The sequence below is a fragment of the Paucibacter sp. M5-1 genome, from assembly GCF_027498415.2.
In the GTDB taxonomy this organism is placed as follows: domain Bacteria; phylum Pseudomonadota; class Gammaproteobacteria; order Burkholderiales; family Burkholderiaceae_C; genus Roseateles_E.
The window spans coordinates 648,127-670,050 of the sequence record NZ_JAPZLM020000001.1 but is presented as its reverse complement, the minus strand read 5'-3'; the positions used below and the strand labels follow the sequence as shown (position 1 = coordinate 670,050).

Annotated in this window: 15 protein-coding genes and 1 pseudogene; 11 read left to right on the top strand and 5 right to left on the bottom strand. The window is 61.8% G+C overall.

Features of this window, described 5'->3' with window-relative positions:
* Positions 1-349: 349 nt before the first annotated feature.
* The 10 genes and pseudogenes from zorA to O5M90_RS02995 all read left to right on the top strand — a co-directional run bounded on the left by zorA (position 350) and on the right by O5M90_RS02995 (position 16,527).
* Positions 350-2,374: an anti-phage ZorAB system protein ZorA gene (gene zorA / locus O5M90_RS03040; RefSeq protein WP_269841485.1), complete on the top strand. Its 2,025-nt coding sequence runs from the start codon at positions 350-352 to the stop codon at positions 2,372-2,374.
* Between the two features lie 3 nt (positions 2,375-2,377).
* Entirely contained in the window at positions 2,378-3,088 is a 711-nt protein-coding gene (locus O5M90_RS03035) for an OmpA/MotB family protein (RefSeq protein WP_269841486.1), read from the top strand.
* Complete coding sequence (locus O5M90_RS03030) at positions 3,085-4,848, top strand: EH signature domain-containing protein (RefSeq protein WP_269841487.1); 1,764 nt, start codon at positions 3,085-3,087, stop codon at positions 4,846-4,848. Before O5M90_RS03035 ends, O5M90_RS03030 begins: the two co-directional genes overlap by 4 nt.
* An 8-nt stretch (positions 4,849-4,856) precedes the next feature.
* On the top strand, positions 4,857-8,630 hold the full coding sequence (locus tag O5M90_RS03025) for an SNF2-related protein (RefSeq protein WP_269841488.1): 3,774 nt from the start codon (positions 4,857-4,859) through the stop codon (positions 8,628-8,630).
* A gap of 59 nt (positions 8,631-8,689) precedes the next feature.
* Positions 8,690-8,845: pseudogene (locus O5M90_RS03020) on the top strand (DUF4236 domain-containing protein); the annotation flags it as partial.
* Between the two features lie 135 nt (positions 8,846-8,980).
* The gene (locus tag O5M90_RS03015) at positions 8,981-9,862 is read left to right on the top strand and encodes a hypothetical protein (RefSeq protein ID WP_440402532.1); all 882 of its coding nucleotides are present in this window, start codon (positions 8,981-8,983) and stop codon (positions 9,860-9,862) included.
* A gap of 631 nt (positions 9,863-10,493) precedes the next feature.
* Positions 10,494-11,033, top strand: a complete 540-nt coding sequence (locus O5M90_RS03010) for a hypothetical protein (RefSeq protein WP_269841490.1) — start codon at positions 10,494-10,496, stop codon at positions 11,031-11,033.
* Between the two features lie 350 nt (positions 11,034-11,383).
* Positions 11,384-13,318 (top strand): ATP-dependent nuclease, encoded by a 1,935-nt coding sequence (locus O5M90_RS03005; protein ID WP_269841491.1) that lies wholly within the window; start codon positions 11,384-11,386, stop codon positions 13,316-13,318.
* 10 nt (positions 13,319-13,328) lie between these two features.
* Positions 13,329-15,224 carry a UvrD-helicase domain-containing protein gene (locus O5M90_RS03000; RefSeq protein WP_269841492.1) on the top strand — a complete coding sequence of 632 codons (1,896 nt, stop codon included), beginning with the start codon at positions 13,329-13,331 and terminating at the stop codon, positions 15,222-15,224.
* Between the two features lie 355 nt (positions 15,225-15,579).
* Entirely contained in the window at positions 15,580-16,527 is a 948-nt protein-coding gene (locus tag O5M90_RS02995) for a DUF4427 domain-containing protein (protein WP_440401807.1), read from the top strand.
* 52 nt (positions 16,528-16,579) lie between these two features.
* On the opposite strand, the gene xseB is transcribed toward O5M90_RS02995, so the two are convergent.
* The 3 genes from xseB to O5M90_RS02980 all read right to left on the bottom strand — a co-directional run bounded on the left by xseB (position 16,580) and on the right by O5M90_RS02980 (position 19,371).
* Positions 16,580-16,891 (bottom strand): exodeoxyribonuclease VII small subunit, encoded by a 312-nt coding sequence (gene xseB / locus O5M90_RS02990; protein ID WP_269841494.1) that lies wholly within the window; start codon positions 16,889-16,891, stop codon positions 16,580-16,582.
* A 13-nt stretch (positions 16,892-16,904) separates the two neighbouring features.
* A complete protein-coding gene (gene xseA, locus O5M90_RS02985; protein ID WP_269841495.1) occupies positions 16,905-18,914 on the bottom strand; it encodes an exodeoxyribonuclease VII large subunit in 2,010 nt (669 codons plus the stop codon).
* 160 nt (positions 18,915-19,074) lie between these two features.
* Positions 19,075-19,371, bottom strand: a complete 297-nt coding sequence (locus tag O5M90_RS02980; protein ID WP_269841496.1) for an H-NS histone family protein — start codon at positions 19,369-19,371, stop codon at positions 19,075-19,077.
* A gap of 204 nt (positions 19,372-19,575) precedes the next feature.
* Here O5M90_RS02980 and O5M90_RS02975 point away from each other — a divergent pair, with 204 nt between their 5' ends.
* Positions 19,576-19,980, top strand: coding sequence for a hypothetical protein (locus O5M90_RS02975; RefSeq protein WP_269841497.1), 405 nt, complete (start codon positions 19,576-19,578; stop codon positions 19,978-19,980).
* A gap of 625 nt (positions 19,981-20,605) precedes the next feature.
* Here the strand turns inward: O5M90_RS02975 and O5M90_RS02970 are convergent.
* Both O5M90_RS02970 and O5M90_RS02965 read right to left on the bottom strand, forming a co-directional pair.
* On the bottom strand, positions 20,606-20,887 hold the full coding sequence (locus O5M90_RS02970) for a hypothetical protein (protein WP_269841498.1): 282 nt from the start codon (positions 20,885-20,887) through the stop codon (positions 20,606-20,608).
* 273 nt (positions 20,888-21,160) lie between these two features.
* Positions 21,161-21,895 (bottom strand): hypothetical protein, encoded by a 735-nt coding sequence (locus O5M90_RS02965; protein WP_269841499.1) that lies wholly within the window; start codon positions 21,893-21,895, stop codon positions 21,161-21,163.
* Between the last annotated feature and the right edge of the window lie 29 nt (positions 21,896-21,924).

Genomic DNA, 21,924 nt, shown 5'->3' with positions numbered 1-21,924 from the left:
CGTTGCAGCACCAGCAATTGTCCTCAAGGCGGAGCATGTGTGGCTGGGGGCTTGGTACGGGGGTGCGAGCCACTACGTGAATACGCGCGGTCCTGAAACACTCAGTTGCATGTATCGTCGTCCGCTATACAAAGCGCGTCTTCCACATGCCCACCGAAAAATCTGTCGCCGTTAGCTTCCGGGTCACCCCGAGGTTCAAGCTGCTCCTTGAGGCAGCGGCAGCGTCCGAGCATCGGTCGCAGACGAACATGCTGGAAACGCTGCTTTTCGACTTCTGCGCCAAGAACAGAATCCAACCTACTACGCAGGACACACCTGTGAGCAAGGTCGCCATGGGAGGGCCCGAACAATGACACTGGCAGAAATTGCCCAAGCCCCGCTGACGGTGCTGGTGACGGCGGGCGTGCTTGCTGCGTTGACGGTCGCCTTCATCGCGTTCTTCCTTGTCCCCGGAGCCTTCCACTGGGCTCGTCTGCGGCGGATGCTTTCGGCCATCAACCGGTTCGACCGTAACCAAGTGGCGGTCGGCGACTTCAAGAACGTGTTCTCGAAGGACTTGCCGCTCTCGCACCTTTGGAACGAATACAAGGAATCACTGCACCCGCAGCATGAAGAGCGCGATGGGCAGCTGGTGCTCAAGGCATCACGCAGCACCATGCCGTCGGAGATGTTCTTCAGCTGCCAAGCGGTGGTGGACAGCCGGCTTCGGGTCGAGTTCTTTAAGCACCTGCCTGGCCTCTTCACCGGTATAGGCATCATCGGTACGTTCAGCGGACTTATCTACGGCCTGCGTGCGTTTCAAGTGAGCGAGAACGCTGCGACGGTTCGTGCCAGCCTGGAGGGGCTGATGCACTCCGTGGGCGAGGCGTTCCTGATTTCGGCGGCCGCCATCGGGCTGGCCATGCTCGTGACGTTCGTTGAGAAGTTGCTGCTTGCGGCGCTGTACCGACGCACAGAGCAAATCGCACACGCCATAGACGCTAGGTTCGAGGCCGGTGCCGGGGAGGAGTACCTGTCGCGCCTGGTCAAGGCTTCAGAGGAATCGGCGAGCCAGTCGAAGATGCTCAAGGACGCGTTGGTGAAGGAACTCCGCGAAGTGCTTCGTGAACAGACGGCCGCGCAGATTGCGGCGTCTGGAGAACAACAGACCAACGTCGTCGACCGGCTCATCGAGGCGTCCCGCGAACAAAGCGAGGCTATCTCGACGAGCATCAAGCAAAGCCTTGAGGGGCCGCTCGAGGAGATTGCCAACACGGTGAAGTCCGCGAGCGGCGACCAGAGTGCATCTGCCGTCCGCATGTTGCAAGACGTCATGACGAGTTTCAGCCAGCGTCTCAACGACCTCTTCGGTGGCCAAATATCCGGCCTGAACGACCTCAACCAGCAGACTGCTCGCAGCATCCAGGAGGCTGTGGGAACGTTGCAGTCGTTGGTCGCCAACATCGAGGCGTCCAGCCAGCGGTCTACCGATGCGATGGCTCAGCGGATGGCCGAAGCCGTCGAGAAGATGGAGTCTCGCCAGGATGCGATGAACGAGCAGTCCGCAGCCTTCATCGAACAGATTCGCCAGCTCGTGGCCAGCTCCCAGTCCGAGACGAACGAGAAGCTGCGTTCCACGCTTGAGGCGATTGGCTCTCAGGTCGGTGAGCTGCTCGGCTCGCTGACATCGTCGCAGCGCGAGGTCTTCGACAACAACCGGGCGCGTGAAGAGGCCATGGCGAACCGCGCCAGCAGCGCGGTCAGCTCGATGACTGAGTCAGTGGACTCGGTCATCAAGGAGCTCGGTGCCGCCACGAGTCAAATGGCTCAGAGCGTCGCGACGCTGTCCAACACGACGACATCGTCCGTGGACAAGATGAATGCCGGCGCCGAGCTGCTGAACACGGCGTCCAGGAACTTTGCGTCCGCTGGCGACCGCGTGACCAACGTGCTCACCCAGGCATCTGGCATCGCTACGAAGCTCACTGAAACGTCAGGCGGCCTGACGTCCGGCGCGAGCGCGCTGCAGGAAGGCCTTCGCGACTACCAGCGCCAGCGTGACGCGGTCTCGCTGCTGGTCACTGAGCTGAAGGCGACGGTGGAGGCGGCTCGTCGAGAGGCGTCGTTGACTGCTGATGTGTTGGGTCGCATCGAGAGCTCGGCGACGAAGCTCGGAGCTGCTCAGAAGCAGGCTGATGAGTACCTCGGTGGCGTCAGCGAAGTGCTCGGCAGCGCGCACAACGCGTTCGCGACGGAGGTCAAGAGGACTCTCGACCGCGCCAATACGGAGTTCCATACAAAACTCACCCAGGCGGTGGGCATGCTCTCGGGCGCAGTTCAGGAGCTGGAGGTGACGCTCGCCGCCATGGGCAACCTCGCACCGGTACGGGCATAAGCCATGGTCGGCGCAAAAGTCGTCCTCAAGCGAGGAGGCCGGGATGAGGCTGAGAAGCCGTTCTGGATTTCGTTCTCGGACCTGATGACAGCCTTGATGGTGCTGTTCCTGGTTGTCATGGGCGTCGCCCTGCTGGCGGTGACCAAGAACGTGACCGAGCGCGAGAAGAAGGAAGAACAGCATCGGCGCGACGTCCAGGCCATTCTCGACCGATTCGAAACAGCAGCAAAGAACTACGAAGGCGTTCGCGTCGACCGAACTCGCGGGGTCATCGACTTTGGCGATAGAGCGCGGTTTGGCCTGGGACGTTTCAATCTGGCGGCGGACCAGGAAGCGGTGCTGCGGCAGTTCGTCCCTGAAATCCTGACCGTTGCCAACGATGACCTGGGCAAACGGGTGCTCAAGCGCGTGGTTGTCGAGGGGTACACCGACAAGACGGGCTCGTATCTCAGCAACCTGAACCTCAGCCTGCAGCGCAGTCAGCGGGTGCTGTGCGCTATGTTCGCAACGGCCGGGCCGTCCCTCCTTAACGAGGAGCAGAAGGAGAGCGTCCGCAGCCTGTTCCTGGTCGGCGGCTATTCCTTCAATGCAGCAAAGGCGACCGACGATGAGAGTCGCCGGGTCGAGATGCGCATCGAGTTCCTCGCGTTGGACGAGGCGAGGGCAGAGACGCCGGCTCAACCCGGCAACTTCGGGACCTGCGCGCTGCAATGAACCCGCTCGACCACCTCACCTCGTTGTTGTCGGCGGCTACGCAGGAAGCCGCCAAGCCGATGTCAGCTGCCAGCGGCATCGACCAGTTGCTGCGGGACATGCAGAAGCGGTCGAAAGGGCGGCTTGGCGGGCAGTTGTCGGAGGACCATCAGCTTGATGCTGTCCGGAAGTTCTGGGACAGCCAGGAGGTAAAGACTTTCCGGGACGCTTATCTGCTGTCCTGGAGTCTGGGGTTGCCCCATCAGGCCAAGGGCGCCTGCATCTTGGAGGACCGCCCTCGGCTGCAACGGGTGCTTGACGGAGTGGATGGCTGGCGAGGGCGGCCAGGCGCCTACCGTCGCTGCTATCAGGGTCTGGTCCGAAGCTATTTCTCCTACGACGCGTTGCTGGACACCGCACCGCCCACCGCGCGCAACAACTGGAAGTTGCTGCGAGAGTACCTGCACGACCGCAACACGACGATTGGTGGCGGCGCGATTCAACCAGCGTGGGTCGATGCGGCCCAAGGCAATCGAATGGTGTTCAGCGACACACCCTGCAAGCCCTATGTCGATGCGCTGCTTCGAGGAGAGACCAGCGCGGTCGATGAGCTGTGCGAAGACCTGGGCATCAACAAGGCATCGTGGTTCCTTCGCGAGCTCGTGATGGCGCAAGTCGAAGGGGCCACGCAACTCGGCGACCGCCAGTTCAAGGAACTGCTGCCGTCGCTCCTGAATATGCTTGCAGCGAACGCGGTGCTCAGGGACCGTGGCATGGTCAAAGTCTTGGACCGGTACGCCGACGTCGACGCCACGCCGATGAACCTGCTGATGCGCGACCATGCGGTTGCCTGGTGGGGCAACCCCTGGCTGGAGTCGAACGCGACGCGCTGGGGCGGTGTGAAGCAAGAGGCGCGGTCCATGGTCGCCGATTGGCTCAAGCTGGAGTTCATCGAGACGTTCTTCACCAAGCTTGCCGAGGATGGCTTGGCGGACCCTCGTCGGATGAACTTCTGGAAGCGGTACGTGAAGTCCATCGGGCACATCGAGTTTGCGTTGGGCTCCACTGCACGCAACTCGACGGAGCGGGACTTCGTTTCCTTGCGCCGGAAGATGGACGGCTTGATTTGCGACCTTGATGCCTCTGGGGCGAACAACGCATTCATCATGCACATGGGGCCATTGGTAGCGGTCGAGTTCAGCGACCTGGGCAATGCGTTCTACGGCTACGACTCGAATGCTGTGCCGTTCGACACCGACAAGTTGCTCGGCCTGACGGTCAATGGCTCGAACACGCTGAAGAACAAGCGCAGGCAAATACTCTGGATGGGCCACAGCGCGAGCCATGGGTATGCAAAGTGGGAGGACCTCTTCGAGGCGACGCTGAAGCAGAACTTCGGGTTGGAGCCGATGAAGGCGCCAACGGCGACTGCTCGGTCGGCTGTGCGCAGGATTGCGGCGCCGACCCCACCGCCGACGCCTTCATATCTCCCCCCAGTGGCTACGCCCCCTGCGTCCACTGTGCGACCGCCGGCGCCTAGGCCGGCTGCGCAGGACCCGCGGCCTGTGCCTCCAGCCGTTGGGCAGCCTGACCCTGGGTCAGCGGCCTACAGCCGAGCGGCGCTGGACGCATTCGTCCAGCTACACGGTCTCGAGATTCGCGATATGACGAACCTGGGCGGGAATCTATGGGTCGTTGCTGACGACAAGAACTTCAAGATTCATGCAGCGCTGATGCGCTGGGGTTTCAAGAACAAGCCCGGCAAGGGCTGGTGGAAGTAGGGGAGCCAATGTTCAAACTATTCAAGCGCGGTGAAGCGGACGCGACGCCCGCATGGCGCCGCCATTGGTCAAACGCCGGTGTTCACGTGACCTCGGCTGCCTCGAAGGCCGGCGGGGTTGCCATCGACAGTCCGCTTGTAGGTGGCTTCCTGACGCAACTGGCCGATGACGGCCTCGCGGTTGAGAGCGAGGACGGCTACTTGCTCGGCTGGGACGGCCTGTATGCCGCCTTGGACGACTCGGCGTACAGCTCGCTTGCCGAACTGTTTCAAATTCCCAAGTTCACGGATGCCCGCGTAGCGTTGCGAAGCAGCCAGTCGCTCGCAGACCGGGACTTCTCGATTGCCATCTCAGGCTGGCACCGGCCAGACGGCGGCGCGGTCGATGCTGCGCTCACCGGCGCGGTGCTGGACGACGGTGGCAAGCAGGCGCTTATGACCCCGCCGCAGTGGGCGCTGTTCAAGGATGTGGTGGGCTTCGCACGTCGCTCGGATGACGAGCGCGATGACCTGACGCATCGGCAAGCGTGGGGCCGCATCAGGAAATCGGCCGTCGCTGCGGGAGCTCGGCTTGATGATTTCTTGCACCGTTCGGTGGTGCTGACGCCCGAGAAACTGCAGATTGGACTTCGCCGCTCTGAAGTCGTGAAGGACGACAAGGTCGTAGAGATTGAGCCTGGTTTCGTCGGCGCGCCGCCCGACTGGCTTGAGGCGTTCGACAGCTCGAACGAGGTGCGAAGCAGGTACGACATCGTCACGCCTGAAGGCATCGTCCAGGTCCTCATCACACCGAAGGTCCGCACGGTCCTGCAGGAGGTCAAGCGGCTGAAGGGGCGCCGTGTTGCCGGCAGCCGCGCGGAAGCGTTCTTGCTGAACCCGTTCGCCACGCTTGGTGCGGACGCGGTTGATGTCATCGAAGAGAAGCAGTTCGAGGCTGCGCGCGAGACGGCTGGGTTGACCTACGAACGATTTACCCCGGTCATTGAGCGAGACGGTGCAAGCCGAGCCGCGAGGGTCGGACTTCTCATCGAGGCGGCGTCGGCCAGCGGCCCGACGTTCTCAGAGACGCGGTGGCTCGATGACCAGGCGCTTGAGAAGTTCGTGAACGCGTTGCATCGCGCGATTCTGATGAACAAGCAGTTGCTTGCCTGGGATGGCTACGACCTGCTGCTCGACGGCAACGCCGAGTCCTATCACCGGGAATTGCAGCAGGCGCTGGAGCAGCGGCATTCGTCGGACGCTCCGATGGTTTCGTACGCGCAGGTGCACGACCTAACTGGATATTCCGCGCGCATTGAAGGAATCGGGGAGGAGAAGCCGTACTACTCACCGCACATCGCAAAGAAGAACGATGACGGTACGTGGTGGCCAGAGGATGTGCTGCCCGTGGTGGTCTACACCCCGAAGGAGGGCGGCGAGCCTGTCGCAATCCCGACTTCGAGGCCAGCGGTTGAGCAATTGAAGAAGGACATCGAGGCCGCTGAGCAGGCCGGCGAAGCGGCGGTGAAGCCTTCGTGGTTGCCTGAGCCGATGACCCTGGCGGAAGCCAAGCGCATCACGCAGACGTTTGATGAGGTCTTCCTCAGCATGGATGCCGGTGGCCAACTTGAGCCCGGCAAGCTCATCATGTCGCCGAGCGACAGGGGCGGGCCGAAGAAGCAGTTGGTGCTCCGCGCAAACATACAGGCGCTGGAGTACGAGGAAATGCGTCGGGAGGCGATGGAGTCCGTTCCGGCGGAACCCAAGCTGCCTGTCAGCATTAACCCGGGTTTCGCCCTGCTGCCGCATCAGCGCGCTGGTCTCGCCTGGATGCAGCATCTGTACAGATTGCAGACGGAGTACCAGGTTCGTGGCGCGGTGCTCGCCGACGACATGGGTCTCGGGAAGACCTTCCAGCTGCTGTCGCTGATGTGCGGCCTTATCGAGGACGACCCCAGCATTGACCCGATGCTGGTTGTCGCTCCGGTCTCGTTGCTTGAGAACTGGGCCGAGGAGGCCAGGAAGTTCTTCGCGCCCGGGTCCCTGCGCGTGATGACGGCGTACGGGGATAGCTTGGCGGACCTGCGTGTGCCGAGGTCGCAGATTGACGAGCGCCTGCTCTCAGAGGATGGCCTGGTGAAGTTCCTCAAGCCGTCATGGGTCGGCGACGCGAAAGTGGTGCTGACCACGTACGAGACGCTTCGAGACCTGGAGTTCTCGTTCGCGGCTCAGCACTGGTCGCTTATGGTCTGCGACGAAGCGCAGCGCATCAAGAACCCGGCCGCGATGGTCACGCGGGCGGCCAAGAAGCAGAACGCGGCGTTCAGAATTGCCTGCACCGGCACGCCGGTTGAAAACACGCTAGCGGACCTTTGGTGCCTGTTCGACTTCGTACAGCCGGGGCTGCTCGGCGCGCTGAACGACTTCGGCGACCGCTATCGGCGCCCCATCGAAGCGGAGACCGAGGATGAAAAGGCTCGGGTCGAGGAGCTGCGGGCAAAGATTGATGCCCAGATTCTTCGCCGCATGAAGTCTGAGGTCGCCACAGATTTGCCGCCGAAGGTGGTTGTCGATGAGTGCCGCCGCCTGTCGCTGTCTTCGACCCAGCGCAACCTGTATGCGAAGTCCATCGAGAGCTTCAAGAAGCGGGGAGAGCCGGGCACCCCGTCGCCTTTCAAGAACCACCTGGGACTGCTGCACTACCTGCGGCTTGTATGCACCGACCCGCGGCCTCATGGGCTCTCGGTGTTCAAGCCGGAGCCAACGCGTCAGTACCGCGACAAGGCCCCCAAGTTGGACTGGCTGCTCGCGCAGCTGCAGGTCATCAAGAAGGCGGACGAGAAGGTCATTGTCTTCTGCGAGTTCCGCGAAATCCAGCGGCTGCTGCAGCACTACATTGAGGCTGAGTTCCAGTTTCGCCCCGACATCATCAACGGTGACACGAGCGCGTCGTCGTCCCACGTTGCGAGCCGCCAGAAGCGCATCAAGGCGTTCCAGGACGCTCCCGGCTTCGGGGTGCTGGTGCTGTCGCCGGTTGCCGTCGGCTTTGGGGTGAACATCCAGGCCGCGAATCACGTCGTGCACTACACGCGGACCTGGAATCCGGCGAAGGAAGACCAGGCCACCGACCGGGCATACCGTATCGGCCAGAAGAAGCCGGTCTATGTGTACTACCCGGTGGTGAACGCGAGCGACTTCACAACGTTCGATGTGAAGCTGGACCAACTGCTTGCGTACAAGCGGGGGCTGGCTGAAGACATCCTGAATGGCTCGGGCGATGTGATGCCCGGAGATTTCACTGTCACGGACGTCATCCCGGTGACGGATGCGGATGGTTTTGACACCAGCATCACCCTCGACATGGCACTGCGCATGCCGTGGAACTACTTCGAATGCCTCGTAGGCGCGCTGTGGTCAAAGAAGGGCTATGCCTGCTACCGCACGCCTGGTACCGCAGACAACGGAGTCGACGTTGTCGCGCTGAAGGCTAGCAAGGGTCAGCTGGTCCAAGCCAAGACGAGCGGTACTGACGGCGCGTCGCTGGGCTGGGAGGCGGTGAAGGATGTCGTCGGTGGCGAGGCTTTCTACAAGCGACGCCATCCGGGTGTGACCTTTGAGAAGGTCTGCATCACCAACCAGTTCTTCAATCGGCTCGCGCATGAGAACGCGGAGCTGAATGGCGTGCAGTTGCTCGACCAGAGCCACCTCGCAGAAATGCTCAGAGAGCACGACGTCTCGATGCTGGACGTCGAGCGCATTCTGTTTGCGGAGTGGCAGCAGGACAAGTCAGCAATGCCAGCCTGATGAGCCCGCTCGCGACCAGCGGTGTTTGAGCAGTACGCACAGAACCATAGGGAGAACAGATGAGCTGGCGATTCAGAAAGTCCTTCACGCCCATACCGGGCGTCCGGGTCACTCTCTCCAAGAGAGGAGTTACTACGTCGGTGGGTGTAGGACCGCTTCGGCTCTCAGCTGGGCCGTCCGGTTCCGCATTCACCGCGTCGGTACCCGGTACGGGAATCTCCTTTCGTCAGCCTTTGGGCTCCGTGCCCGCTACTACTACAGCTCTGCCAAGCGTTGCGCCAGCAACCGGTCAACCTCGCTGGGACACGCCTCCCGCGCCTCCCGCGCTTCCGGCCCAAAGTTCCGACGGCATGCAGGAGATTCGCAGCGGCAGCTCAAGCGTCATGACCACGCCAGGCCTGGCTGCGTTCAAGGACGCCCTCCGTTCTGCGGAGGTTCAGCATGCGGCAATCAAGGTCGACCTTGACGACGCTCGCGCCAATGAGGTCAAGCGCGTCAAGCACTTCAACAGCTGGAACGATGGATGGCTCTTCAAGCGGCTGATGAAGAAGCGGTTTGAGGAGCTCCGCGTGTTGGCTGAGGAAAGCACGGCTCAGCGCCGCGAGCTCGCCGAGCAACTGGACTTGTCTCTGTTGAACGCTCAGTTTGAGATGCCTGACGGGGTCGCGAAGGCGTTCGAAGCGATGTGCGAGGAGTTCTCTGGCTGCAGTCGGTCGCAACGCATCTGGGACAACGTAGCTCATCGTCAGGCAAATCGGGTCGCTGAGAGAACCACCGCCACCCGCATCGTTGACCTAAAGCCTGTGAAGTTCGGGCTTGGCGGATGCTCGGTGGTCGTGGCACCAATGAACGTGCCCCGCCTTGAGAACGCGAACGGTGGCGACCTATATATCTATCCCGGCTTCCTGCTGTATCACGCCGGCTCAACGAACTACGCGTTAGTTGAGCTGGAGGACTTGGAGCTCAACGTGACGCCGACGCAGTTCCACGAAGAGAAATCGGTGCCTACAGATGCTCAGCAAGTAGGAACCACTTGGGCAAAGGCAAACAAGGATGGCTCCGCCGACAAGCGATTCAAGGACAACTACGCCATTCCGGTAATGCGCTACGCGAGGCTCACTGCGCGTTCCGGCACCGGGCTAAACGAAGAGTACATGCTCAGCAATGTTGAAGCTGTGGAGAAGTTCGGGGCGGCCATGCATAACCTGAAGAGGGCTGTGCTTGTGGGTTGAAGCGCTTGGCCGGGAGCCATAGGGGAGACTATGTCAAAGACACTCAGAAGTCAGAACAAGTGCCGGGAATGCAAATACACCTGGTACCCGCGTGGCAAGAACCTATCTCGGTCCTGCCCCAACTGCGGGGGCGGCGAAGTCGCGATAGTCACTAACTGGGTTCCAGCGCTCGCGGTTGTGGCGCTAATTGGCTGGGCTTGCTTCGGGCGCGATGGGCAGGAGAGGAATTCGGGGGAATCCGCGACAACGCCCCAGATAACCGTACCTGCCGCAAGCACGGCTGAAGTGCGGCCAGCCTTAACTTCAAAGGCGTCAGAGGAGGTGCTGACATCGGCCCCTCCCAAAGAAGAAGAGGTCATCGGGACCCCTGGCATGGCCGCTCCGAGGTATGAAGTTGCAAGCATTTCGGCTTCGTCGGTGGCGGCGGCGCATACAGCTGAGCCTGAACGTGTATTCACAGACGACGAAATTTCTGCACTTGAGGAGCAAAAGAACTATCGAGGTGACGACCCCATCGTTCGAGCACGATTGGAAATTCCGTCAAGAGAAACTAAACGACTGATTCGACAAATTCCCATTGAGCGCTCTCATTGACGCTCGCAAATTTTAACTTTTGAATTTTGAGGCTTCAATGTCATTACAAGCTCCATTTGGCCTTACGCAAGGAATGAAACTTGAGGAATTCGATGGATTGGACATCGTGGAGGTTGCTCCATACAAATACCGGATTAATAACCCGCCAAAAATGCATCCTGCATTTGATTTCTATGTTGTGAAAATCGCGCCGGTGAGCGGATTGTCATGGATAAAGGCCATCGGAGCTGAGGTTGCGACGAACAGCTTCGGAGGCTCATTGAAAAGCGCATTTATAGATATGGAAGGTAGGCTGAGAAACACTTATGGCGCGTGTGAACATATTGACATACTACTCACGGGAAGCATTTGGGATGAGCCACAGGAGTGGATGACAGGACTTTTGAAGGAGGAGCGGCTACTGTTCAGTCAGTGGGACGCTACCAAGGGCTCTTCCCTCACTGAAGCTCTTGCGTCTGTATTCTTGGCCGCCAATGCGCGTGCAGCCGACAGTGGCTACATTTCCGTCGAGTACACGCTGACAAATGATGCTGCCGCTGAGCGAGAGATTGCATCTCTCCATGACGATGCCCTCTAGGCGGCCATTCCCGCCTCTGGGCGGGAGCGCGTTCTGCGTGAGGTCGGCAAATCGTCGATGCGGCTCATTAGCAGAGCGGGATTGCGTTGGTCGACCTTTGTCGTGCTGCAGTCAATGTGGTCTTGGCCGAATGGCTCGTCAGTCAGGGATATGACGACGGCGTTCGACATTTAGATGTTGGAAGGCTCGTCGGGCGCCTACCGCCAGAGATGGGCCTGTGCCGCAACGCGGCAGGAATCGTCAACCGCCTCCATCCGCGTGGCAAGCCCAACGAGCAAGTTCGGCTGGGTACATTTCAGAAAAACGTCCGGCGTCGTGGGTAGACGCGTTCATGCCGGCAGGGAGAGAACATGTACATCGAACTGGTCACGCTGACCAACTTCAGGTGCTTCGGCGCCCAAGGGACCAAGCTTTCGCTGGACTCGTCGTTGACTGCGCTGGTGGGCGCCAATGGCAGTGGCAAGACCGCGGTCATGCAGTGCCTTCAGCGGCTCTTCGGCATGACTGCCGAACAGCGCAGATTGCGGCGCCGCGACTTCCACGTGCCGGCGAACGAGAAGGCCGTGCCACCCCTGCGCGAGCTGAGCCTCGAAGCCATCTTGGTCTTCCCGGAATTGGACAGCGGCACAGAGACTACGGCGGTGCCGGAGTTCTTCCAGCAGATGGCCGCCGACGACAAAGGCAAGTTGAAGGTTAGGCTACGGCTGGAAGCCACGTGGGTCGATGACGGCACGGCCGAGGGAGCCATCGAGGAGACCTACATTGCGGTTCGGTCCCTGGGGGACTACACGCCGGCCGACTGCGTGAACCTGAAGGGGGCGGACCGTTCGCGCATCCAGCTGCTGTACATCCCGGCCACGCGCGATGGCGCTTCGCAGGTTTCGGCGCTGCTGAAGGGGCGTCTGTGGAAAGCCATTCAGTGGTCGGGGAAAGTGAAGACAGCTCTCGACGGCGCTGGTGCCGCGCTGAACACAGTCTTCAGGGAAGAGCCGGCTGTCCTGCGCATCGAAGAGAAGGTGAAGCAGCGCTGGCAGGCTCTTCATGACGCTGGCACCGATGCAGTCCCGGTGTTCCGTCCGGTGGACACGCGTTGGCAGGAGTTCATCGGCCAAGTGGATGTCACCTTCCAGCCCGGGGATGACGGGCGCGACCGCGACATCAATGAGCTCAGCGACGGGCAGAAGTCGCTGTTCCACTTGGCGCTGACGGCCGCGACCTTGGATGCCGAAGCAGAGGCCGCGAAGGGGGATGCGGCCCACGGGTTCGTTCCCGGAAGCATTTCCATCCCGGCTCTGACGCTCATCGCGCTTGAGGAGCCTGAAAACACGCTGGCGCCGTTCTATCTGTCGCGCATCCTTGCCCAGGTGGAAGAGCTGGTCGGCACGGCTCAAGCTCAGGCGGTCATCTCGAGCCACTCCGCGAGCATCCTGTCTCGCGTGAAGCCCGAGGCGGTTCGCCACTTCCGCTTGACCGAGGACAGGACCGCCCGCATCCGCGCGGTGGAGATGCCCGCAGAGCTTGAGGACGCATCCAAATACCTGCGTGAGGCGGTGCGCAACTATCCGGAGCTTTACTTCGCCAAGTTCGTCGTGTTGGGCGAGGGTGCCACTGAAGAAGTAGTCATCCCGCGGCTGTCCAAAGCCATGGGTGTCGAAATCGACCGCTCGTTCGTGGCGGTGGTTCCGTTGGGCGGTCGTCACGTGAACCACATGTGGAAGCTGCTCAAAACGTTGGACATCCCACACGCGACCCTGCTGGACCTGGATTGGGGGCGCCAGGGCGGTGCCTGGGGGCGGGTGAAAATAGCTCTGCGGCAGTTGTTTGCCAACGGAACCCCTCCGACGACCTTCTTCAAAGACGTGACCGCTGACGACCCACTAGCGGAGAAGAACCTGGCCACTTTGGACGCCAAGAATGACCAGGCGGAACTTGAAATCTGGCTCGCTGCGCTGAAAGAGCACAACGTGTTCTTCTCCGCGCCGTTGGACCTGGACTATTCGATGCTCGAGGCCTACTTCGACGCCTACACGGTTCTTGAGGAGGGAATGAACGGGCCAAAGGCCGGGCTCGACGCTCGAGATGCTGTGCTGGGCGATGGTGGTAGCCCCGGCGCGTATGGGCCGGAACATGACGAGGCCCTTCGTTGGTACCGATACCTCTTCCTCGGCCGGGGTAAGCCGAGCACCCACGTTCGGGCCCTCAGCAAGCTCAAGGACGAGAAGCTCATCGAGGCCATGCCGCCGTTCCTGAAGGAACTCATCGAAGTGATGCGCAAGAGCCTCTGAGGTGGCCCCAATGGACTTCGCTCGGAGGATTACGCCGGATGCCTGGAGGCCACGGGGCATCCCCGGATTGGAGCCCGCGGCTTGGACTGCGCTCCGTAGCACGGGGAACACGTCGGTAGTGGCAGGCCCGGGCGCCGGAAAAACCGAGTTCCTGGCCCAGCGCGCGGTGTACCTGCTTGAGACGGGTATCTGCCCTGCGCCGCATCGGATTCTGGCGATTTCGTTCAAGACCGACGCGGCTGCCAATCTCGCCAAGCGCGTGCAAGAGCGTTGCCCGCCGGAGCTTGCGAGCCGGTTCTCGTCGTTCACGTTCGACGCACTGACCAAGAGCTTGGTCGACCGCTTCGCCAACGCCCTTCCTGCAGTGTGGCGGCCGACGAGGCCGTACGACATCCTGTTCCCGGACAAGGAATATCTCAAGGACTTCCAGCGTGGAGCGATTGCCTTGGCCCAGCCCGAGTGGCGCCACGACATCAGCAAGCTCGACCTGTTCAGATTCGAGGCAGATGTGCTGGGGAACAGCAAGCTGCCGCTCGTTGCCGCGAAGGCAACCAACTACCAAGAGTTGCTCTGCAACTTTTGGTGGAAGAAGGTCCTTCGCCTATCCCAGCCCTCCAGCCTCACCTTCTCCAGCTTGAACCGGCTGGCTGAGCTGCTGTTGAGGTCGTCGCCTCACCTCCTCGCGGCGCTTCGGTCGACGTACTCGTTCGTGTTCGTGGATGAGTTCCAGGACACGACGTTCGCTCAGTACGACTTCCTGAAGTCTGCGTTCATGGGCAGCTCTGCGAGCGTGACTGTCGTGGGCGACCACAAGCAACGCATCATGCTGTGGGCCGGCGCCCGCTCTGATGCGTTCGAGCAGTTCGAGGCGGACTTCGGCGCGCAGCGGGTGCCGCTGCTGTTCAACTTCCGCTCGTCGCCCGAGCTGGTGAGGGTGCAGCACGTCGTCGCCACGGCTCTTGATGCCGGCTCCATCCCAACGCAGTCCCAAGCCGCAGCCGAGTTGGACAAGGACGTCGTGCAGGTTTGGTCGAGTTCTCACAGCCAGGGCGAGGCTGAGTATCTGGCGACGTGGATGGCCACAGACATGGCCGCGCGGAACAAGCAGCCGCGCGACTACGCTCTGCTGGTCCGCCAGAAGGCGGAGGTCTTTGAACGCGAGCTGCAGCCGACGTTTGCCGCAGCTGGCCTGGCCATCCGCAACGAGAGCAAGATGGTCGGCAAGGTCTCCCTGCAGGACCTCCTTGTCGACGACATCGCCCAAGTGGCGCTGGCTCTCCTGCGTCTCGGCACTCGAGTGAAGGCGCCGGCAGCGTGGCAGACGGCTTGGTCAGCCGTGGAGTTTCTTGCTGGTGTCGACACGGCGGACGCCTCCGGCGCCCGGAGCGCAGAGGCGGAATTGGAGAAGTTCCTGGTCGAGCTGCGCACCTTGCTCGACGCCAAGTCGCCTTCCGAGGCGTCCGCCGCTGCGGCCGTCGACAAGGTCTACTCGTTCCTGGACATGGAGCGCATCGTTCGCTCCCATACGCGATATCAGCGCAACGACATGGCCCAACTCATCCGCGACGGGCTGAGCATCCATCTCGCTGAATGCGCCGAATCCACAGGCACCTGGACAGACTGCTTGGACCTGTACGAAGGCGCGGACCAGATTCCGCTCCTGACGGTGCACAAGAGCAAGGGCCTCGAGTACGACACCATTGCCTTCATCGGGCTGGACGACAAGTCCTGGTGGAGCTACACGCCTGGAAATCCGGAGGGACTGGCGACGTTCTTCGTCGCGCTGTCTCGCGCCAAGCAGCGCGCGGTGTTCATGTTTTGCAGTGGTCGTGGCAGCCGGGAGAAGGTCTCCGACCTCTACCAACTGCTCACCGATGCCGGAGTTGTGGAGACGGTGGTCTGCTGATTGCTGTCGCGGGCGTTCCGCCAAAAATCGTTAAGGGAGATAGCAAGTGTCAAACAACACCAGATTCGACCTCTCGGACAGACTGATTCATTTCTTCCGTGACGTCGACCCGGCGTCTGGCAACTCACCTCAGATGCCGGAGAACTTCGCGTTCAACAACTTCGTGCAGGGGCCCGTTTACCCTGCGCTGTTCCTGCTTCGCTCTGCTCTTCGGATGCATCGGCTTTGGGCGACCTGGTCTGTGCGGGGCGGCGCGCGAACCATTTATGGACCTCGCCCGGCAGTATGTTTCTCTGAGATGCCCTTGTCTGCGTTTCTGGAATCAAGCGCTGCACGGTCGAAAAGGGGCGAAGCCATGACGTCGTACGCCCTTACCTTCAGCAAGACGGCTCTTTATGGCCGTGGTGCCAACCCCGTTATCTACGGCCTGTCCAATCGCGGAGCAAGCCCTCCTCCTGGAAAAGGAGGCGGCCCTCGTATCTTTCCAGCGAACGTGCTTCCGCTTGATGAGCAGTACCGCTACGTCACGTACGCCCCAACATCAGCTAGACGCATAGATTGGACTCATGAACGCGAATGGCGATTGCCATTTAGCGGTGACCTGACCGCATACGAAAAAGAGCTTGTGGAATTTGGCCACATCTCGGAGGCTGAACTGGTGCCGCATGTTCGGCTAGATGTAGGCCCCCTGCAGGGGATAGGAGTCATCGTAAAAAGCACGAGCGAGGTGGAGTGCGTCAAGGCAGACATCCTTTCGCTGATTGACCGAGGCGTAGTTGCAAATGGGCACTTCGACCACATCCTCGACATCAGTCGCCTGCCGCCGCCGCAAGACCTCTACGACCCCGCCGCGGTCGAGAAGGCCATTGGGAACGCGGCGATTACCTTTGATGGCTATTTCAATCTGCCGGAAGCCGAGGTGACGGCCGCAGTTGACCAATTTCGTGCATGGGTGCAAGCCGTCGAACGAGCGAGCGGACAACCAGAGGCAGGCGACAGCGGTGCGTGCTGGCTGTGGCTACTGGACAGCACGCATCCGTTTGTTCGGGCACTCGTTCAAGCTGGCCGCGTGATAGTCAACAAGGAAGGCCGCTACTTGGCTTGCTTGACCGAGTTTGACGGCGTCCGAAGTGTCGAACAGCGAGAGCAGATGACGCTTGAGCTAGCAAAGCTGGTGGATGCGGAGCACGACATCGACTGCACCTACTTCTCCGTTCATGGCGGGCAAGGTGAAGACGACGTGCCGTACTACGTGGATGAGAGCTTCCTAGACAACAGGCTCTTCTACAACATCGACTTTTGACGACGTCCAAAAGAAAGAGCGCCTACCCCGTGGAGACTGGACCTTCACACCCTCAGAAGGGCCGGTCGTCGTCCTCGTCATCGTACCCGCGCGCAGTTGCGGGCCGGCCCCGGCTACCGGTCTCGCTGGATGCAGGTGGTGCGCCGCGCTCTCCACGGCCCGCACCTTCCAGGCCTGCACCGACCAGGGCTTCCTCCAAGGCCTTTTCGACAGCGTCGATGCGCTGCTTGCAGACCTTGTAGGCACTGACGGACTCGTTCACGATGTCCAACAAGTCGTCGATGTTCGGCTCATCCTGGTTGCGCAGCGTCTCAGCATGGCGTTGGAGGACTTCATAGGCATCTCGGAATGTCTTCTCTTCCATCTTCTCTTCGGCGTCAGGCGCCGCCTTCCTGGGTTGTTTGAGTGACGGTTTCGACCACGGCCCGCACCGTGCCGTCATGCAGGTCAACCTGCACTGCAGCGCCAGGTTGAACCGTTGCTGCGGAGGTCACGGCCTCGCCGGCCGAGGAGCGCACCACGGCAAAGCCGCGGCGCAATGTCTTTTGAGGGCCCTGGCCAGCAATCTCCCTGAACAGCGCCTGTGAGCGTTCGGCTGCCACGTCGACGCCTCGGGTAGCGCGCTCCGCGGTCTCGCGCATCAGACGCTCAGCAGCTTGCCCCTGCGTACGGGTCCCTGACGAGGCTTGCTCAAGTACGGCCGGCAGCAGCGCTTCCACTCGTCGGCGAACGTGTCCAAGCTTGGCGGCAACGCCCGCGGTTTCACGGATGGCCAGTTCGGTCTCTCGACGCGCGGTGCGCGCGGTCGATGCGGCTTGGTCGAGCACGGCGGGTAGCAACGTATCCACCCTTCGCCGGAGGTGTACGAGCCGGCCGGTAAGGCCGGCAATTTCTCGGATGGCTAGTTCGGTCTCCCGACGCGCTGCGCGAGCGGTCCGTTGGCTGCGTTCAAGGACCTTCGGCAGCAGGCCTTCGCTTCGCTCCTTCGCGAGGAGGACTGACGCTCGCGCCCTGGTGTCGATGTCGGCCATGACCGCAGGAACGGTGTGGCGAGCGCTCTGGACGAGCTGGCGGGCATCGGACCGAACGGCCACGACGCTCTCTCTGACCGAACTGCGCGCGTCGCGAAGGCTTGCCGTCGATGCATGGCGCAACGACTCGAAGGCGGAATTGCTGTCAGCGCGTGCCTGGGCAACTGCTGCCTTGGCGGCTTGTTCGATGTCGCGACGCAGGTGCAGAACGTCGGTGGCGGTGGTTGTGGCAGCGCGGCGGGTGAGGTTGAGGATGCTGTCGTTGAAGGCACGTGCCTCGCGAACACGGGCCCGCATCACTTCTTCGATGCCCAGGATGACCTTGGACGGGGTGTCGAACTTGCGGTGCGCGACTTCGTCCAGCGAAGTTTCGTCGCGTTCGTGGCCGATGCCGGTGAGCACGGGAACGGGGCATTCGCAGATGCATCGCGCCAGGGCATAGTCGTTGAGCCAAGCGAGGTCGCTGACGCTGCCTCCACCTCGGAGGATGACGACGGCGTCGGGCAGCTCGGCGCCAGACCATGTGAGCAGGCCGGAGCACAGGGCCTCAGCTATCTCGGCGGCCGCGCCTTCACCCTGAAAGCGGCTGTGGACATAGCTGAACTGGCAGGCGCCATGCGCTTGGAGGCGCTGAGCCTCCTTCGCAAAGTCCCCGAGGCCGGCAGCGCGCTCGGGTGCTACGACCAAGACATAGGTGAAGTCCCAGGGAGCCGGCAGCGAACGGTTGCGGTCAAACAACCGTTCCTTCTTGAGGCGCTCGCGGATTTCGCGGCGGCGGGCTTCGAGGTCGCCGAGGGTGTAGTTCGGGTCGATGGCATCGACTTCGAGGCTGAAGCCGAATTGAGATTTGAAGACCGGCTTTGCCCGCAACAGGACCTTGATGCCGGCTTCCAGGTCGGCACCGGTCACCCGCCTGAAATCGGACAGCATAGCTTCGGCAAACCGGGACCAGATGACGGCGCGGGCCTGCGCCATGACCTCGCCCGTGGACGGGCTTCGTTCCGACAGCTCAAGGTAGACGTGGCCGCCCCTGGCAGAGCTGACCTTGAGAACCTCTGCCGTGGTCCAGACGCCTTCGCCAAAGGCCTTGGAAACCAAGTTGGCCACTCCGCCCAGGAGCCGCGACAGCGGGATGCCCTTGTTTGGTAAGGCGACATCACGCGATTCAGACTCATCAAAAGCCTGTACGCGCAGCGGGCTCGTGTCTGCGCCGGCGGGCAGCCATGCGGCGAAGGGCGTCAGGTCCAGGTCGTCTGTGACGTACCACTTGCGCATTCCAGCGTCCCAGCGTGCGCCGAGAGCCTTCACTTGGACGCGCTCTTCGTACGTGCTGTTGAGATAGGTGCGCTCGGGCATGACCAGTGACGAGACGTGGCAGCGGTAGATTGGAGGTGAGGCTCGACAGTGTCGAGTTTCCCCGCTTTTCCTCCCTGAGCGGGAGCTTTTCGTGACAGCGAAAGGCTTTCGATGCTGCGCGGCGACCTGCAGCCGCTCGCTGAAAGAGCGGCAGTCGCGCTCAGACGCGGAAGCTGTCCAACGTAGCGCCACCCTCGACGGCGGCCTTTAGCCACTTCGGCTGAAGTCCTCGGCCGGACCAGGTTTGACCTGTAGACAGGTCGCGAAACTTCGGAGCAACCGTGCTGGCCTTGGCCTCCTTGCTCGCTCGGCCTGCGAGGTCTTGGACGGTCAGACCGTGCTCACGCATGAGCGCGCGCACTTCAGCGATTGCTTGGTTGCGCGAGCTGTTCTGCAGTTCTTCAATCTGGGCCTCGAGGGCTTCACGCTGCTTCAGCAGGTCGTTCAACGTCATCATGGCGTTCTTGGACTGGGGTGTTATGGAGCAGAAAGGATACCTTGGCCGCACGAAGGCAATGCTAAGGAGTTGACCCTGACCGCATAGCCGGCGGCGGTGGTGGGTGCGAAGGAACGCTTCGAGCGAATCACACCAAGAGCGTGCCGTTTGGACCACAATCTCCTCGTCATCGATGGAATCTAGGCATTCGCTCCAGGAGCATTCATGGCGGCTTGGCAATTCGACCTCGGCTTCTCACGGGCTCCCGGCGGCACCAACTTTCCGCCGTCATTCCGACCTCAGGTAGAGGCTGGGCTCAGGAACGTCGACGTCGTCAGCTCGAAGATGCTCGACGGCTGGACCGTTAATGGAGACGAACTAGGCAATCGCATAGACCTCGTGGCCAATGACGACGGTGAGTTCGAACTCGCGGCTCGGTTGGATGCAAGGGCCGCGACCACCGACCAGTTCGTCGCTCAGCTCTGCGACCTTGCCGCATCGCTAGGCTGCAAGCTTCAAAGCGATGGGCTCGAGTCCACGCTCGAGCCCCGACCGGATGTCGTCAAGCAAGCGCTGCAGAAGTCATCTGCCTGGAGGTACGCACTCGACCCGGCCGGAATTCGCCCGTAGCAACTGCGCGCGGCGAACACCGTTGGTACAAGTAGCGGATGTCAGAAGCGAAGATGAAGCCAGAGCCGGAGGCCAGCGGGAAGATGGAAGTCATCCTCTTGCTGCATTGGGGTGCATTCATCGTCCAGCTGCCCGGTGTAGAACAGCTATCGATTCACGTCGTCGGTGAGGTGCAGCAAAGCGGACGTGGTCGTGTGTCATCACCCGTGGCGGCCATATTTGCGAAGAGGCAGTGCGTCATATCTGAGTCTTGGCGGGTGTGCCCACCCGGTCCATCCGTCTTCTGCCAAGCCCTCCTGGAACGATTGACCTCGAAGTGGTGCCCGCAGGTCGTAGAGGATGTGACCACCTCGATGTTTGCCGGCGGCCCCTACGGGATGGGGCACAGTCCGGTTCGCCCGCAGCTCATCCAGTAAGCGAACCTACTCGCTTCTCGCCCGCTGTGAATGAGCGATAGCTCATCGACCAACGGTAGCCCGTTTCGACTGCACGCCCACTCCGGGGATTTGGGCAGCCGGCCTTCAAACCTACACTGCGCCCGGGCGTGGCTTGCTGCGCCCCCCGCTTTTCCTCCCTGAGCGGGGGCCTGCCGTGATGACAGCGAACAGGCTTTCAACCCCGACCCCTACCGGTCGGGGTTTTTCTTGGCGTGTCCGAACGTCCTCGCAAGCAACTGAAGAAACCTCGTCGAGACGCTGACCTTCTCGGCCACAGCGGCGCCGCATGAACAGTCCGACTGAGCTGCTGTGTCTTCCGGCGCCGCCATCGTGACTTGACCTTCGAGCGTCATGCGACGAACCAGTTCCTTCGGAGCGTGGTGCCCCTCACGATTCGCGCGGGCCGCTGCGGCTTGGGCCGCCGTGATGAGCGCCTCCTGCTCTGGTGTTGGCTTGAACGAGTCAGGCATCGCTGACCGTCTCCCTGGGAGGGCGTCCGAAGCTTCGCTGTTCAATGGCCATGGCTGCGTGCATCACGGCGCGCTTCCGCCGTACTGCCCGCGAAGAGCGGCACGAGCGGATTGCTGTAGACCCTTGTGGAGGCCAACACCAGGCACGCATAGGACTGCTGGCCATCCGCGCAGTACTGCCCGAGTGCCCCGCGCATCTCAAAGATACGCGCCACGCGGGGTGCATGTTGCGGGTGCGCTGAGCGCCTGTTCCGGCTGGTAGCCTATGCCTTGTCATGTGACCTGGCCGGCGTAGACGACGACGTTGAACCTTCCGGTCACAACGCACGCGTACCGTTCACCTTCGGCAACGCGGTCCAGCGAGGAGATGCCGGGAGTCTTGTCTGTGATGGTCAACATGGTTCCGTCATCGCTCATGAAGTGGGCGAGGCCGAGTTGCGGCCAGACCTCAAACACCTCCGCCTCGAGGACCCTAGCGCTCGCGCCGGGTGTCAATCGCATGTCTGCCGCGCGCCTACCGCCCGGCGCGGCGCTGAGCAGTTCGGCCAGTTGCTCTTCGCTGAGCACGCGCTCGGCCGCGGTGGCCAGAAGTCCGTTCACCCCAGCTGCAGCCCTGGCGAAGGCGTCGAGGGATGGCGCATCGCTGCGCATCAGCCGCATAAGCTCTCGAGGCGTAGGTGCCCGGCCTTCAGCGTCCTCCACCAGCTCGTCGATGAGCGCGTTTGGGTCGGTCAAGTCAATGAGCTCGGCCTCCGGAAAACCGCGTAACACTGCCGAGATGCATTCGGTTATCGCAGAGTCGTGTGTATCAGCAGTCTGCTCAAACTCAAGCAGCACTATGTGTCTTGGAGCCCTAAAGACCGTCGTGCTCTTGCAGGAGCCCCCGCCCAGCAGCCCCATCACACCCTCGCGCGTCACTGGCAGGTTTATGGCCGCGGCCAGCCTGATACGGAACGCTGAGACGTCCATCTCGATTCCCTCAGCGCTCTTACAGCCCGGCGGGTGCATGGCCACAGACTGCTTCCGCAGCCATGCGC

Excerpts from the sequence above, each read along its gene's own strand:
- zorA (WP_269841485.1), top strand. The coding sequence starts at position 350 with ATGACACTGGCAGAAATTGCCCAAGCCCCGCTGACGGTGCTGGTGACG.
- O5M90_RS03035 (WP_269841486.1), top strand. The coding sequence starts at position 2,378 with ATGGTCGGCGCAAAAGTCGTCCTCAAGCGAGGAGGCCGGGATGAGGCT.
- O5M90_RS03030 (WP_269841487.1), top strand. The coding sequence starts at position 3,085 with ATGAACCCGCTCGACCACCTCACCTCGTTGTTGTCGGCGGCTACGCAG.
- O5M90_RS03025 (WP_269841488.1), top strand. The coding sequence starts at position 4,857 with ATGTTCAAACTATTCAAGCGCGGTGAAGCGGACGCGACGCCCGCATGG.
- O5M90_RS03015 (WP_440402532.1), top strand. The coding sequence starts at position 8,981 with ATGCAGGAGATTCGCAGCGGCAGCTCAAGCGTCATGACCACGCCAGGC.
- O5M90_RS03010 (WP_269841490.1), top strand. The coding sequence starts at position 10,494 with ATGTCATTACAAGCTCCATTTGGCCTTACGCAAGGAATGAAACTTGAG.
- O5M90_RS03005 (WP_269841491.1), top strand. The coding sequence starts at position 11,384 with ATGTACATCGAACTGGTCACGCTGACCAACTTCAGGTGCTTCGGCGCC.
- O5M90_RS03000 (WP_269841492.1), top strand. The coding sequence starts at position 13,329 with ATGGACTTCGCTCGGAGGATTACGCCGGATGCCTGGAGGCCACGGGGC.
- O5M90_RS02995 (WP_440401807.1), top strand. The coding sequence starts at position 15,580 with ATGACGTCGTACGCCCTTACCTTCAGCAAGACGGCTCTTTATGGCCGT.
- xseB (WP_269841494.1), bottom strand. The coding sequence starts at position 16,891 with ATGGAAGAGAAGACATTCCGAGATGCCTATGAAGTCCTCCAACGCCAT.
- xseA (WP_269841495.1), bottom strand. The coding sequence starts at position 18,914 with ATGCCCGAGCGCACCTATCTCAACAGCACGTACGAAGAGCGCGTCCAA.
- O5M90_RS02980 (WP_269841496.1), bottom strand. The coding sequence starts at position 19,371 with ATGATGACGTTGAACGACCTGCTGAAGCAGCGTGAAGCCCTCGAGGCC.
- O5M90_RS02975 (WP_269841497.1), top strand. The coding sequence starts at position 19,576 with ATGGCGGCTTGGCAATTCGACCTCGGCTTCTCACGGGCTCCCGGCGGC.
- O5M90_RS02970 (WP_269841498.1), bottom strand. The coding sequence starts at position 20,887 with ATGCCTGACTCGTTCAAGCCAACACCAGAGCAGGAGGCGCTCATCACG.
- O5M90_RS02965 (WP_269841499.1), bottom strand. The coding sequence starts at position 21,895 with ATGCACCCGCCGGGCTGTAAGAGCGCTGAGGGAATCGAGATGGACGTC.